Annotated in this window: 13 protein-coding genes; all 13 read right to left on the bottom strand. The window is 65.9% G+C overall.

Features of this window, described 5'->3' with window-relative positions; all coding sequences use genetic code 11:
• Window positions 1-11 precede the first annotated feature (11 nt).
• Window positions 12-608, bottom strand: coding sequence for a MarC family protein (locus BM436_RS23815; protein ID WP_093558036.1), 597 nt, complete (start codon window positions 606-608; stop codon window positions 12-14).
• A gap of 78 nt (window positions 609-686) precedes the next feature.
• A complete protein-coding gene (locus BM436_RS23810; protein ID WP_093558035.1) occupies window positions 687-1,232 on the bottom strand; it encodes a phosphoribosyltransferase in 546 nt (181 codons plus the stop codon).
• A gap of 11 nt (window positions 1,233-1,243) precedes the next feature.
• The gene (locus BM436_RS23805; protein ID WP_093558034.1) at window positions 1,244-2,557 is read right to left on the bottom strand and encodes an adenylosuccinate synthase; all 1,314 of its coding nucleotides are present in this window, start codon (window positions 2,555-2,557) and stop codon (window positions 1,244-1,246) included.
• Window positions 2,558-2,561: 4 nt separating this feature from the next.
• The gene (locus tag BM436_RS23800) at window positions 2,562-3,722 is read right to left on the bottom strand and encodes an ATP phosphoribosyltransferase regulatory subunit (RefSeq protein ID WP_093558033.1); all 1,161 of its coding nucleotides are present in this window, start codon (window positions 3,720-3,722) and stop codon (window positions 2,562-2,564) included.
• A 242-nt stretch (window positions 3,723-3,964) separates the two neighbouring features.
• Window positions 3,965-4,843 (bottom strand): protease modulator HflC, encoded by an 879-nt coding sequence (gene hflC / locus BM436_RS23795; protein ID WP_093558032.1) that lies wholly within the window; start codon window positions 4,841-4,843, stop codon window positions 3,965-3,967.
• Window positions 4,843-6,141 carry an FtsH protease activity modulator HflK gene (gene hflK, locus BM436_RS23790; protein ID WP_093558031.1) on the bottom strand — a complete coding sequence of 433 codons (1,299 nt, stop codon included), beginning with the start codon at window positions 6,139-6,141 and terminating at the stop codon, window positions 4,843-4,845. The genes hflC and hflK overlap by 1 nt, the downstream gene beginning before the upstream one ends.
• Window position 6,142: 1 nt before the next feature.
• On the bottom strand, window positions 6,143-7,315 hold the full coding sequence (hflX, locus tag BM436_RS23785; protein WP_093558030.1) for a GTPase HflX: 1,173 nt from the start codon (window positions 7,313-7,315) through the stop codon (window positions 6,143-6,145).
• A 39-nt stretch (window positions 7,316-7,354) separates the two neighbouring features.
• On the bottom strand, window positions 7,355-7,591 hold the full coding sequence (gene hfq, locus BM436_RS23780) for an RNA chaperone Hfq (RefSeq protein ID WP_093558029.1): 237 nt from the start codon (window positions 7,589-7,591) through the stop codon (window positions 7,355-7,357).
• A 171-nt stretch (window positions 7,592-7,762) separates the two neighbouring features.
• Window positions 7,763-9,106, bottom strand: coding sequence for a ribosome biogenesis GTPase Der (der, locus tag BM436_RS23775; RefSeq protein WP_093558028.1), 1,344 nt, complete (start codon window positions 9,104-9,106; stop codon window positions 7,763-7,765).
• Window positions 9,107-9,114: 8 nt separating this feature from the next.
• On the bottom strand, window positions 9,115-10,272 hold the full coding sequence (bamB, locus tag BM436_RS23770; protein ID WP_093558027.1) for an outer membrane protein assembly factor BamB: 1,158 nt from the start codon (window positions 10,270-10,272) through the stop codon (window positions 9,115-9,117).
• A gap of 140 nt (window positions 10,273-10,412) precedes the next feature.
• A complete protein-coding gene (locus tag BM436_RS23765; protein WP_093558026.1) occupies window positions 10,413-11,072 on the bottom strand; it encodes a YfgM family protein in 660 nt (219 codons plus the stop codon).
• 39 nt (window positions 11,073-11,111) lie between these two features.
• Window positions 11,112-12,461, bottom strand: coding sequence for a histidine--tRNA ligase (gene hisS, locus BM436_RS23760; protein ID WP_093558025.1), 1,350 nt, complete (start codon window positions 12,459-12,461; stop codon window positions 11,112-11,114).
• A gap of 8 nt (window positions 12,462-12,469) precedes the next feature.
• Window positions 12,470-13,729, bottom strand: a complete 1,260-nt coding sequence (ispG, locus tag BM436_RS23755) for a flavodoxin-dependent (E)-4-hydroxy-3-methylbut-2-enyl-diphosphate synthase (RefSeq protein ID WP_093558024.1) — start codon at window positions 13,727-13,729, stop codon at window positions 12,470-12,472.
• Window positions 13,730-13,769 lie beyond the last annotated feature (40 nt).

Below are 13,769 nucleotides of genomic sequence, written 5' to 3'. Positions count from 1 at the left end.
GCCACGGCCGGCTACAGGGTCTTGACGAACTCGCGCACGCCGCCCAGCAGCATCTCGATCGACATCGCGGCCAGGATCAGGCCCATCAACCTTTCGAAGGCCGTCATCACCTGCGGCCCGAGCACCTTCTGCAGGCGCTCGGCGCCCAGGAACACGGCCAGCCACACCACCACCACGGCGCCCAGCCCGGCCACGTGCACCAGCACCTCGCCGGTGCTGTCGCGCGAGAACAGCAGCACCGTGGCCAGCGCCGACGGCCCCGCCAGCGCGGGAATGGCCAGCGGCACGATGAACGGCTCGCCGCCCTCGCTGCGCCCCAGCACGCCGTCCGGGTGCGGGAAGATCATGCGGATCGCGATCAGCATCAGGATCACGCTGCCGGCGATGCGCAGCGAGGCCTCGGACAGGCTCAGGGCCTTGAGGAAGTGGCTGCCGAAGAACATGAACACCAGCAGCACGACGAAGGCGATTATGCACTCGCGCACCACGATTTTCGCGCGCCGCGCCGGCGGCACCGGCGCCAGCGCGGTGGCGAACAGCGGCACATTGCCGAAGGGGTCGGTCACCAGCAACAGCAGGATGAAGGTCTGGAAGAAGTCTTGCGTCATGGCGCCCTCTTAAAAAAGAAAAAGGGGTCAGGTTCGGTATTAAAAAAATACCGAACCTGACCCCTTTTTCAACGCGGCTTACGCCGCGGTCTCGCCCTTCTTGATCCACGCCGCCAGCTGGTGCGGGCGCAGGCCGTCGTAGTCCTCGAACGGTTGGTGGATCCACGGATTGTGCGGCAATTCCTGCATCTGGTAGTCCGGACGGAAGGCCGAGCTGCCCTTGGTCCAGATCACGGCCGTCTTCACCTCGGTCACGCCGTCGAAGTTGGCCTTCAGGTGGTCGATCACCTTCATCAGGGTCACGCCGGAATCGGCCAGGTCGTCCACCAGCAGGATCTTGCCGGACAGCGGGCCCTTGGTCATCGTCATGTACTTGGCGATGTCCAGGTCGCCCTGCACCGTGCCCTTGTCGGCGCGGTAGGAGCTGGTCGACAGGATCGCCAGCGGCACGTCGAAGATACGCGAGAACACGTCGCCGGGACGCACTCCGCCGCGCGCCAGGCACAACACCTGGTCGAATTTCCAGCCCGATTCGTGCACCTTGAGCGCCAGGCGCTCGATCAGGCGGTGGTATTCATCCCAGGACACCCACAGGTGCTTGTCGTCGGATGGGGGAGTGCTCATATGCGGTTCTCTTATTCGTAGGGATGGCGCAGCACGATGGTCTCTTCGCGGTCCGGACCGGTGGAAACCATGTCGACTGGCACGCCAACCAGTTCCTCAATGCGCTTGATGTAAGCGCGCGCGTTTGCAGGCAGCGCCGCCAGCGATTTAGCGCCGACGGTGCTCTCGCTCCAGCCCGGCATCTCTTCGTAGATGGGCTGGCAGCGAGCTGCGTCTTCCGCGCCGACCGGGAAGATATCCACGGTGCGGCCATCCAGCGTGTAGCTGGTGCAGATCTTGATGGTCTCCAGGCCGTCCATGACGTCCAGCTTGGTGATGCACATGCCGGACACGCCGTTGATCTGGACCGAGCGGCGCAGCAGCGCGGCGTCGAACCAGCCGCAGCGGCGGGCGCGGCCCGTGACGGTGCCGAACTCGTGGCCGACCGACGACAGGTGGTGGCCGACGCCGGCGTCCGTCGGCAGCTCCGACGGGAACGGGCCGGAACCGACGCGCGTGGTGTAGGCCTTGGTGATGCCCAGGATGTAGTGCAGCATGCCCGGACCCACGCCGGCGCCGGCGGCGGCGTTGCCGGCCACGCAGTTCGACGAGGTGACGAACGGATAGGTGCCGTGGTCCACGTCCAGCAGCGAGCCCTGGGCGCCTTCGAACAGCAGGTTGCCGCCGGCCTTGTGCGCGGCGTACAGCGCGCTCGACACGTCGGCCACCATCGGGCGCAGGCGCGGCACGTAGGCCAGCGCGTCGTCCAGGGTCTTCTGGTAGTCGACCTTCGGGGCCTTCAGGTAGTTTTCCAGCACGAAGTTGTGGTAGTCCAGGTTTTCGCGCAGCTTCTCGGCGAAACGTTCCTCGTTCAGCAGGTCGGCGACGCGGATCGCGCGGCGCGCGACCTTGTCCTCGTAGGCCGGGCCGATGCCCTTGCCGGTGGTGCCGATCTTGGCCGCGCCGCGCGCCGTCTCACGGGCGGCGTCGAGCGCGCTGTGGTAAGGCAGGATCACGGGGCAGGCTTCGGAGATCTTCAGGCGCGAGGCCACTTCCACGCCGACCGCTTCGAGCTTGTCGATTTCGCGCAGCACGTCCGGCACCGACACCACCACGCCGTTGCCGATGTAGCAGGCCACGCCCGGGCGCATGATGCCCGACGGGATCAGCTGCAGCGCGGTCTTCACGCCGCCGATGACCAGCGTGTGGCCGGCGTTGTGGCCGCCCTGGAAGCGCACCACGCCCTGGGCGTGATCGGTCAGCCAATCAACGATTTTACCTTTGCCTTCATCGCCCCACTGGGTACCGATGACAACGACGTTCTTTGCCATGTTTTTCTTTGACATCACACTAACCTAAGTTTTTAAGAATCCAGTTGCTACCACTATCGTCGAGCACCAGCGCGCGGTCGCACTCGAACTCGTCCTGTTCATTGCTGTGACCCGGCAGACTCTGGATCACCACTTCGCCGGCCTTGCGCAACTCGGCGATTTTCTCTTTCAGCTCGGGCGCGTTGCCCCACGGCGCGCGGATCGAATGCTTGCGCTCCGCCGTCGGCAGCAGGCGCGCCAGCTCGCGCAGGTCCATCGAGAAGCCGGTGGCGGGACGGGCCCGGCCGAAGGCTTCGCCGACATGGTCGTAGCGGCCGCCGCGCGCCACCGCGTTCGGCAGGCCCGGCACGTACAGCGCGAACATCGCGCCGCTCTCGTACTGGTAGCCGCGCAGGTCGGCCAGGTCGATCGCGACGTCGGCGCGGCCGATGGCCGACGCGGCCAGCGCGGCCAGTTCGGCCAGCGCCTTGGCGATGCCCGGCAGGTCCGGCAGCACGTCGCGCGCACGCTTGAGCACTTCCACGTCGCCGTACAGGCTGGGCAGGGCCAGCAGCGCGGCGCGGATGGCGGGCGCGTAGCCGGCGGTCTGCGTTTCCAGGCCCGGCACGTCCTTGGCGCGCAGCAGCAGGTACAGCGCGGCCTCGTCCTTCGCGGCGGCCGGGTCCTCGGCCAGGATGGCGCGCAGCACGCCGACATGCGACAGGTCCAGGCGCACGTCGGTGAAGCCGGCCATGGCCAGCGAGGCCAGCGCCAGTTCCTGGATCTCGGCGTCGGCCTCGAGGCCGGCGTGGCCGTAGATCTCGGCGCCGATCTGCAGCGGCTCGCGGGTGGTGTGCAGGCCCGACGGACGGGTGTGCAGCACGCTGCCGGCGTAGCACAGGCGGGTGACGGAGTTGCGGTTCAAGAGGTGGGCGTCGATGCGGGCCACTTGCGTGGTCATGTCCGCGCGCAGGCCCAGCATGCGGCCGGAGATCTGGTCGACCAGCTTGAAGGTGCGCAGCTCGGTGTCCTGGCCGGCGCCGGTCATCAGGGACTCGACGTATTCCAGCAGGGGCGGCATGACGAGTTCGTAGCCGTAGAGGCGGAAGTTATCCAGCATCTGGCGGCGCAGCTCTTCGATCTTGCGCGCTTCGGACGGCAATACGTCCGCTATATGTTCGGGCAATAGCCAATTCGGCATGGAGAAAACCGGAAACGGTGTAGTTGAGATATCGTCTATGCGTCTTCAGGGGACGCATGCGGCAATCGGAGGGCCGAACCGCATATTTTACGCGAAAATGCGGTTTGATGGAATAAGTGCCAACGAAAAGACGGGGGCGGAGGGTGGAAAACCCAACCCGTGGCACAGGGGACAGACCCTCCGCGCCACGAGCCAACACTTGGATTTGCGACGCGGAACGCGGGTCTGTCCCCGGTTTTGAATTACTTGCCGCCGCTGCCGGGGTTCTTGAAGTACTTGAAGAAGTCCGAGTTCGGGTCCACCACCATCACGTCGCCCTTGCTCTTGAACGAGTTGCGGTAGGCGTCCAGGCTGCGGTAGAACTTGTAGAACTCCGGGTTGCGGCCGAAGGCCTCGGCGTAGATTTGGCTGGCCTTGCCGTCGCCCTGGCCGCGGATGGTCTCCGCCTCGCGGTAGGCCTCGGCCAGCACCACGGTGCGCTGGCGGTCGGCGTCGGCGCGGATCTTCTCCGAGTCGGCCGAACCGGTCGAACGCAGCTCGTTGGCCACGCGGCTGCGCTCGGCCTTCATGCGCTCGTACACGGAGTTGTTGATCTGCTCGACATAGTCCACGCGCTTGAGGCGCACGTCGATGATCTCGACGCCGATCTGCTTGGACTCGGTGATCACCTTGGTGACGATGGACTCCATCACCTTGCCGCGCTGGCCCGAGATCACTTCGCGCACGGTGCGCTTGGTGATCTCGTCGTTCAGCGCCGCCTTGACGATCTGCGACATGCGGTCGCGCGCCCGGGTCTCGTCGCCGCCGAAGGAGACGAAGTACAGCTTGGGCTCGGCGATGCGCCATTTGACGAACGAGTCGATCAGGATGTTCATCTTCTCGGCCGTGATGAAACGGTCGGCGTCGGCCGAGTCCATGGTCATGATGCGCTTGTCCAGGTACAACACGTTCTGGAACGGCGGCGGCAGCTTGAAGTGCAGGCCCGGGGTGCTGATCACCTGCTTGACCTCGCCCAGCGCGAACACGATGGCGTAGCGGCGCTGGTCGACCAGGAACACGGTGGAGGACAGCAGCATCAGGGCGATGAAGCCCGTCACCAGGATGGTTACTATGCGGTTCATTAACGGCTCTCCCGGTCACGTGAGGATTCGCGCGAGCGGCTGTCGCGGGGACGGGCGATGTCGACCGAGGGCAGGCCCTCGTTCGGCAGCATCACGGCGGTGGGCGGCGGCGGCGCGGCGTTGGCGCGGGTCGCCGCGTCGCTGGCCGCGGCCTGGGCGATCAGCTTGTCCATCGGCAGGTACAGCAGGTTGCTGCCGGACTTGGAGTCCACCATCACCTTGCTGGTGCTGGTGAAGATCTGCTGCATGGTGTCCAGGTACATGCGGTCGCGCGTGACGGCCGGCGCCTTCTGGTATTCGGTCAGCACGGATTTGAAGCGGGCGGCGTTACCCTCCGCGTTCTCCACCACCATCGAGCGGTAGGCCTCGGCCTCCTGCAACAGGCGCGCCGCGGCGCCGCGCGCCTTCGGCACCACGTCGTTGGCGTAGGCCTGGCCCTCGTTCTTCAGGCGCTCGCGGTCCTGGCCGGCCTTGACGGCGTCGTCGAACGCCGCCTGCACCTGCTCCGGAGGCTGCACGCCCTGCATGGTCACGTTGGTGATCTGCGCGCCGGACGCGTAGCGGTCCAGGATCTGCTGCATCAGCTGCTGGGTCTCGTAGGCCACCTTCTCGCGGCCCTCGTACAGCACGAAGTCCATCTTGCTCTTGCCGACGATCTCGCGGATCGACGTCTCGGCCACCTGGCGCACGGTTTCCTGCGGGTCGCTGTTGTTGATGATCCAGGCCACCGGGTCCTTCAGGCGGTACTGCACCGCGAACTGGATGTCGATGATGTTCTCGTCGTCGGTCAGCATCAGCGATTCGCGCGCCTGCTTGTTCTTGACGTTGGTGCGGTAGCCCACCTCGACGGTGCGCACCTGCGACACGTTGACCGTCTCGTCGCTCTGGAACGGGTAGGGCCAGCGCCAGTTGAAGCCGGCCGGGGTCGTGTGGCTGACCTTGCCGAACGTGAACACCACGCCGGTCTGGCCCTCCTGCACGATGAAGGCGCCGCTGGCCAGCCACACCAGCGCCGCGATCGCGCCCACCGCGCCGGCCGTGATGCCCGCGCCGCGCATGTCGCCGCCGCCATTGCCGCCGCCGCCGGAACCGTTGCCGCCGTTGCGGTTCTTGTTGCCGAACAGGCCGTTCAGGCGCTGGTTGAAGTCGCGCCACAGCTGGTCGAGGTCGGGGGGGCCGCCCTCGCCGGGTTTCTTGCCTTCTTGGGCCTGCTTGTTGTTGTCCTTGTCCGGGCCCCAGCGGGGATCGTTCAGGGTCAGCTTCAAGCCTATTTTTTTCTTTATGGAGGAAAAAGGCATACTAATGTGATCCGACTTGGGTAAAAGTGGAATGGCCGTCCGGTTCGCCCGCTACATCGTCGTCGGGCTCGCCGTCCGGCGCCTCGTACAGATAAGCCATGCCAGGTGCGGACTTGGCGGCCTCGGTGATGGCGCCGCGCAGCAGGTCCATGCCGGCGCCCGTGCGGGCGCTGGTGAAGACGCGGGAAATCTTATCATATTCATCGCGTTCGACCGTCGGCTCCAGGCCGGCCGCGTCGATCTTGTTCCACACCAGGATCTGGGGGATGTGATCGGCGCCGATCTCCTTGAGCACCAGGTTGACCTGCTCGATCTGCTCCATGCGCACCGGGCTGGCCGCGTCGACCACGTGCAGCAGCAGGTCCGCGTGGATGGTCTCCTCCAGCGTGGCGCGGAAGGCCGCCACCAGCTGGTGCGGCAGTTCGCGCACGAAGCCCACCGTGTCCGACACCACCACGTTGCCCACCTCCTCGCCCATGTAGACGCGGCGCGAGGTGGTGTCCAGCGTGGCGAACAACTGGTCGGCGACGTACACGCCGGCCTTGGTCATGGCGTTGAACAGCGTGGATTTGCCGGCGTTGGTGTAGCCGACCAGGGACACGGAGAAGGTGTGGCTGCGGCCGCGCGAGCGGCGCTGGGTCTCGTGCTGCTTGCGCAGCTTGGAGAGCCGGGCGCGCAGCATCTTGACGCGCTCGCCGATCAGCCGGCGGTCGGTCTCGAGCTGGGTTTCACCGGGGCCGCGCAGGCCGATACCGCCCTTCTGGCGTTCCAAGTGGGTCCAGCCGCGGATCAGGCGCGTGGCCAGATGCTGCAGCTGCGCCAGCTCGACCTGCAGCTTGCCCTCGTGGCTCTGGGCGCGTTGGGCGAAGATGTCGAGGATCAGGCTGGTCCGGTCCAGCACGCGGATGTTCAGGCGCTTTTCCAGGTTGCGCTGCTGGGCGGGCGACAGCGCGTGGTTGAAGATGACGATTTCGAGCTGGAGGTCCTGCACCGCGAAGCCGATCTCGTCGGCCTTGCCGCTGCCGACGAAATAGGCGGCGTCGGGGCTGGAGCGCTTGCCCGTGATCGTGGTGACGGGCTCGACGCCGGCCGAGCGGGCGAGCAGGGACAGTTCCTCGACGCTGGCGGCGAAATCGCCCTGACCGAAGTCCACCCCGACTAAAGCTGCGCGCATACGACGGTCAGGCAGGTTGGGAGGCGAAAGCTCAACGCTTTATTCCGCCTCGGAATCAATGTTCAGATTGACCGCGCGGGCCGGCACCACCGTGGAAATGGCGTGCTTGTACACCATCTGCGTGACGGTGTTGCGCAGCAGGACGACATACTGGTCGAACGATTCGATATGGCCCTGCAGCTTGATGCCGTTGACCAGATAGATCGAGACCGGTACGTGTTCCTTGCGCAGCGCGTTCAGGAATGGGTCTTGTAACAATTGCCCTTTGTTGCTCATAACAGCTCCGATGATGTTGTTGTATAAGAATGGAGGCGACTCGCGGTTTTTCAAGTGCCAAGCACCACTCTCTACGGGAGAATAATGCTTCCAAGCTACTGTAACCTGTTTTTGCTTTTTGTGCAGTGCGAGACGTGCACGGCTTACATTATTTTCTGCTAATTATCGTGATTATTTCTCGCGCTTATCGAACGGATTCTTACCGGTCCGCAATTCGATACGCAAAGGCGTGCCCACCAGATTAAACGTGTCGCGGAAATGCTTTTCCAGATAGCGTTTATACGGGTCGGTGATGGCGTCCAGGGAATTGCCGTGGATAACGATAATCGGCGGATTCATGCCGCCCTGGTGCGCGTAGCGCATCTTCGGCCGCATCGAGCCCTTGCGCTTGGGTTCCTGCTTCTCCACCGCCTCCTGCAGCGCGCGGGTCAGCTTGGGCGTGGTCAGGTTGGCCATGGCGGCCGCGTAGGCCTGGTCCACGGACTTCATCAGCGGGCCGATGCCGGCGGCCTTCAGCGCCGAGATGAAGTGCATCTTGGCGAAGGACAGGAAGTCCAGCTTGCGGTCCAGGTCGATCTTGATCTCGTCGCGGTCGTCCGACTGCAGGCCGTCCCACTTGTTGACGGCCACCACCAGCGCGCGGCCGGTCTCCAGCACGAAGCCGGCGATGTGGGCGTCCTGCTCGGAGATGTCCTGCTGCGCGTCCAGCATCAGCACCACCACGTTGGCCTCGGAGATCGACTGCAGCGTTTTCACCACCGAGAACTTCTCGATCGCCTCGAACACCTTGCCGCGGCGGCGGATGCCGGCCGTGTCGATCAGCGTGTACTGCTTGCCGTCGCGCTCGAACGGGATCTCGATCGAGTCGCGCGTGGTGCCGGGCATGTCGAAGGCGATCACGCGCTCCTCGCCCAGCAGGGTGTTGATCAAGGTGGACTTGCCGACGTTGGGGCGGCCCACCAGCGCGATCTTGACGCCCTTCTGCTCCGGCTGCAGCTCCTCCTCGTCCTCGGGACGCTGCTTGAAGGCCAGGTCCAGCGCCTCGTTCACCAGGTCGTGCACGCCGTCGCCGTGGGCGGCGGAGATCACGTAGGGATCGCCCATGCCCAGCTCGTAGAAGTCGGACACCACGGCCGTGTAGCGCATGCCCTCCGACTTGTTCACCACCAGCATGACCGGACGGCCGGTCTTGCGCAGGAAGTCGGTGATGGTCTTGTCGTGCGGGGTCAGGCCCTGGCGGCCGTCCACCAGGAACACCACCACGTCCGCCTCGGCCACGGCCTGCTTGGTCTGCAGCGCCATCTGGAACATGATGCCTTCCTTGGCCACCGGCTCGAAACCGCCGGTGTCGACCACCAGGAAGGGACGTTCGCCGACGCGGCCCTCGCCATAATGGCGATCGCGCGTCAGGCCAGGCATGTCCGCCACCAGCGCGTCGCGCGAGCGTGTCAGACGATTGAATAAGGTCGATTTCCCCACATTGGGGCGACCTACGAGTGCTATTACCGGCTTCATTATTCTTCTTACTCGACCGCGATTGCGGTCACAGTCCCTGATTGGGTTTGGAAAATCAAATTCGAGCCCGCCACCACCGGCACCGATACGATCGGCGTGCCGTCGGTGGAGACCCGACCTATAAGTGCGCCGTCTTCGCGCGACAGCAGGTGCACATGGCCCTGCAGGTCGCCCACCGCCACGGCGCGGCCGAACGAGGCCGGCGTGGACAGGCGGCGGTAAGCCAGCTTGTCGTTCTTCCACGCGCTCTGGCCGCCCTCGCGGCTGTAGGCGGACACCGCGCCCTGCTCGTCGGCGACGAACACGAAGCGCTGGTCGATGCCCACGCCCACGTCGGACGAGGTCGGCTTGGTCCAGCGCGCCGCGCCGGTGGCCAGGTCGAAGCAGCCCGCCCGGCCCTGGTAGGTCACGGCGCACACGTCCTTGTCGAACACCGCCGGGGTGCCGGCCACGTCGGCCACGCGTTCCAGCTCGGTGGCGCCCTTGGGCTCGCCCACCGACACCTCGAAGCGCGGCACGCCGGCCGCCAGGGTCAGCGCCAGCAGCTTGCCGCCGGGCTGGCCCACGTACACGTTGCCGCCGGCGATGACCATGCCGGGCGCGTTGCGCAGGGTCAGGGCCGGCGTGGTGCGCAGCACCGTCCAGCGCTTGGCCCCCGTTTTGGCCTCGTAGGCGGTCACGCGGTTGTCCACGCTGCGCACGATGACCACGTCGTCGGCCGCCACCGGCGAGGACAGCACCTCGCTGGAGGCCTGCGACTTCCACAGTTGCTTGCCGTTGCCGTCGAAGGCGATGACGTTGCCCTTGACGCCGCCCACCACGACCAGCTGGCCGTTGGGGCTGGCGCCCACGCCGGCGGTCAGGTCGGAGCCGGCCTTGACGCGCCACTGCTCCTTGCCGGTGGCCGCGTCCAGGCGCGCCACGTTGCCGTCGGCGTCGGCCACGAACAGGCTGTTGCCGGCCAGCGCGGGCGAGAACGAATAGGCGCCGGACTTGCCGACCGAGTACTTCCAGGCGGTCTTGACGGCGATGCTGCCCTTCAGCTCCACCAGCGGGGCGGGCTTGTTTTTTTCTTCCGCGGCGAACGGATTCAGGGAGCTCAGGGAGCTGCAGCCCGCGGCCAGCGCCAGCAGGCTCACGCCAAATACTTTTCCGGTGATGCGCATAAAAATCCTTACGTGTATTAACCCGAACCAGAACCCAGCGTAGGGCGGAGTAGCCGAAGGCTAGTCCGCCGCACGCATGCGTCCCGGCGGCTCCGGCGGGCCGAACCGCCCCGCCCTACCCTATGCCAAAGCCAATGGCCTTAAGCGGCGCCCTTGGGCTGCTCGGCCGGCGCGGTGCCGCCGATCGCCTCCAGCTTGATCTGGATCAGCTGGCGGCCCGGGTTCTTCTTGTCGCTCGCGTTCAGCGCGGCGGTGTAGGCGGCGCGCGCCTCGGCCAGCTTGTTCTGCGCGGCCAGCACGTCGCCCTTGCGGTCGGCGACGGCGCTGGCGAATTGCGCCGGCGTCTCGACGGCCAGCACCTTCAGCGCCTCGTCGTAGGCTTTCTCGTCCAGCAGCACGCCGGCCAGGCGGATGCGCGCCAGCGCCTTGTGCTCCTCGTTGCCATGCTCGACCACCCATTGCAGCTGGGTCTTGGCGGTTTTCAGATCGTTGGCCTCGAAGGCCTGCTTGGCGGCGGCGAAGGCCGTCATCGAGGCGTAGGCGGTGCTGGCGAAGCGGCTTTGCATGTCGGCCGTGGCGCGCTGGATCTTGGCGGCGTCCTTGGACGCCAGCGCGGTCTGCACCTCGTCGTACAGCGCCGAGGCCTTGGCGGCCTGCTCGCGCTCATAGTACTTCCAGCCGTTCCAGCCGGAGTACGCCGCCAGGCCCGCGATGAGGACCCAGGATGTCACGTTGCCGTACTTTGCCCACCAGGCCTTGAGGGAAGCGAGTTGTTCTTGTTCTTCGAGATCGTATGCCATGAGTAATCGCGTGGTTAAGGTTGATCGGTGTGTCGGTGATTAGTGTTTGCAGTTCTCGTCGTGGACGTGGAAGTGGTGGTGCTCTTCCCCGCCATCGGTGATGTGGTCGACGATGAAGTCCACCACGCCGTCGAAGGGCACGGTGGACTGCTGGCTCTCGCCCGCTTCGTCGCGCATCGCCTTGACGTTGGCCGTGTGGTTCGCCACCTCGTCCTCGCCGATGATGACGGCGAACGACGCGCCGCTGCCGTCGGCCTTCTTCATCTGCGACTTGAAGCTGCCGGCGCCGGTCGGCGCGGCGCAGTGCATGACCACGTCCAGGCCGGCGTCGCGCAGGCGCTCGCCCAGCACGAAGGCTTGCAGTTGGGCCGCCTCGCCCTGGTGCACCAGGTACACGTCGCACTGGTTGCCGGGGGCCGGCTCGCCGGCCGTCTTCATCAGCTCGACCAGGCGCTCGATGCCCATCGCGAAGCCGACGGCGGGCGTCGGCTTGCCGCCGAAGGTCTCGATCAACGGGTCGTAACGGCCGCCGGCGCACACGGTGCCCTGCGCGCCCAGTTCGTCCGTCACCCATTCGAACACGGTGCGGTTGTAGTAGTCCAGGCCGCGCACCAGGCGCGGGTTGATCTTGAACGGGATGTTGTTGTGGTTCAGGATCTTCTGCACGCCGTTGAAGTGCGCCAGCGAGGCCTCGCCCAGGTAGTCCAGCAGCTTGGGCGCGTTGGTCACCAGTTCCTGCATGGCGGGGTTCTTGGTGTCCAGGATGCGCAGCGGGTTGCTGTGCAGGCGGCGCTGGGCCTCGGCGTCCAGCTGGTCGGCGTGCGCCTCGAAGTACTTGATCAGCTCCACGCGGTGGGCGGCGCGCTCGCTGGCGTCGCCGATGGAGTTCAGCTCCAGGCGGATCTTGTCCAGGCCCAGGTCGTCCCACAGGCGGCGGCACATCATGATCATTTCCGCGTCCACGTCCGGACCGGTGAAGCCGACGGCCTCGCAGCCGAACTGGTGGAACTGGCGGTAGCGGCCGCGCTGCGGACGCTCGTGGCGGAACATCTGACCCTTGTACCACAGGCGCTTCGGACCTTCATAGACCAGATTGTGCTCGATCACCGAGCGCACCACGCCGGCCGTGCCCTCGGGGCGCAACGTCAGCTGGTCGCCGTTCATCGAATCGGTGAAGGAATACATTTCCTTCTCGACGATGTCGGTCACGGCGCCGATGGCGCGCGCGAACAGGCGGGTCTCCTCCACGATGGGGGTGCGGATCTGCTGGAAGCCATAGGCTTGCACGACCGATTGCGCGGTGTTCTCGAACAGTTCCCACAGGTGGGCGTCCTGCGGCAGCAGGTCGTTCATTCCCTTAACACCAGTAATTTTCTTATTTTCAGACATAGTTTGGCTTAATTCGCTTTACCGTAATTCTTCTTAACGTAATCCAGGACGATGGCCTGGAACTCCTCGACAATGCGGTCGCCGCGCAGGGTGGCGAATTTCTGGCCGTCGACGAACACCGGCGCGGCCGGCGATTCGCCGGTGCCCGGCAGGCTGATGCCGATGTTGGCGTGCTTCGATTCACCCGGGCCGTTGACGATGCAGCCCATCACCGCCACGTTCATCGCCTCCACGCCCGGGTAGGACTGCTTCCACTCCGGCATGGAATCGCGCAGATAGGTCTGGATGTCGTCCGCCAGCTCCTGGAAGGTGGTCGACGTGGTGCGGCCGCAGCCCGGGCACGCGATCACCATCGGCGTGAACTTGCGCAGGCCCATGGTCTGCAGGATCTCCTGGCCGACCACGACTTCCTTGGTGCGGTCGCCGCCCGGTTCCGGCGTCAGCGAGATGCGGATGGTGTCGCCGATGCCCTCCTGCAGCAGCACCGACAGCGCCGCCGTCGAGGCCACGATGCCCTTGCTGCCCATGCCGGCCTCGGTCAGGCCCAGGTGCAGCGGATAGTCGCAGCGCCTGGCCAGCTCGCGGTACACGGCCACCAGGTCCTGCACGCCCGACACCTTGCACGACAGGATGATCTTGTCGCGCCCCATGCCCAGCTCCTCGGCGCGCACGGCGTTCTCGATGGCCGACGTGATCAGCGCCTCGTACATCACCGCCTGCGCGCTCCAGGGCTGCGCGCGCGCCGCGTTCTCGTCCATGATGCGCGCCAGCAGCGCCTGGTCCAGGCTGCCCCAGTTGACGCCGATGCGCACCGGCTTGTCGTGCCGCATCGCCACTTCGATCATCTGGGCGAACTGGGTGTCGCGCTTGGCGCCCTTGCCCACGTTGCCCGGGTTGATGCGGTACTTGGACAGCGCGGCGGCGCAGTCCGGATAGTCGGTCAGCAGCGTGTGGCCGTTGTAATGGAAATCGCCCACCAGCGGCACGTCCACGCCCATCTTGTCCAGCTGGTCGCGGATGTAGGGCACGGCGGCGGCGGCCTCCGGACGGTCCACCGTCAGGCGCACCAGTTCGGAACCGGCGCGCGCCAGCTCCTTGATCTGGATCGCCGTGCCGACCGCGTCGGCGGTGTCGGTGTTGGTCATCGACTGCACCACGATGGGCGCGTCGCCGCCAACCCAGATTTTACGGTCGCCGTGGGCGATCAGCACGCGGCGCGTGCCGTGGCGGCCCAGCGGGCCGGATGGAATCGCGGTGTTCGAAGTCATGGCTGCTGTTGCTATCTAACTGGTGATGGGCTGCTGATCG

Source organism: Pseudoduganella namucuonensis (assembly GCF_900116645.1).
GTDB lineage: Bacteria > Pseudomonadota > Gammaproteobacteria > Burkholderiales > Burkholderiaceae_D > Rugamonas > Rugamonas namucuonensis.
This window is presented reverse-complemented; position numbering and strand designations above follow the sequence as displayed.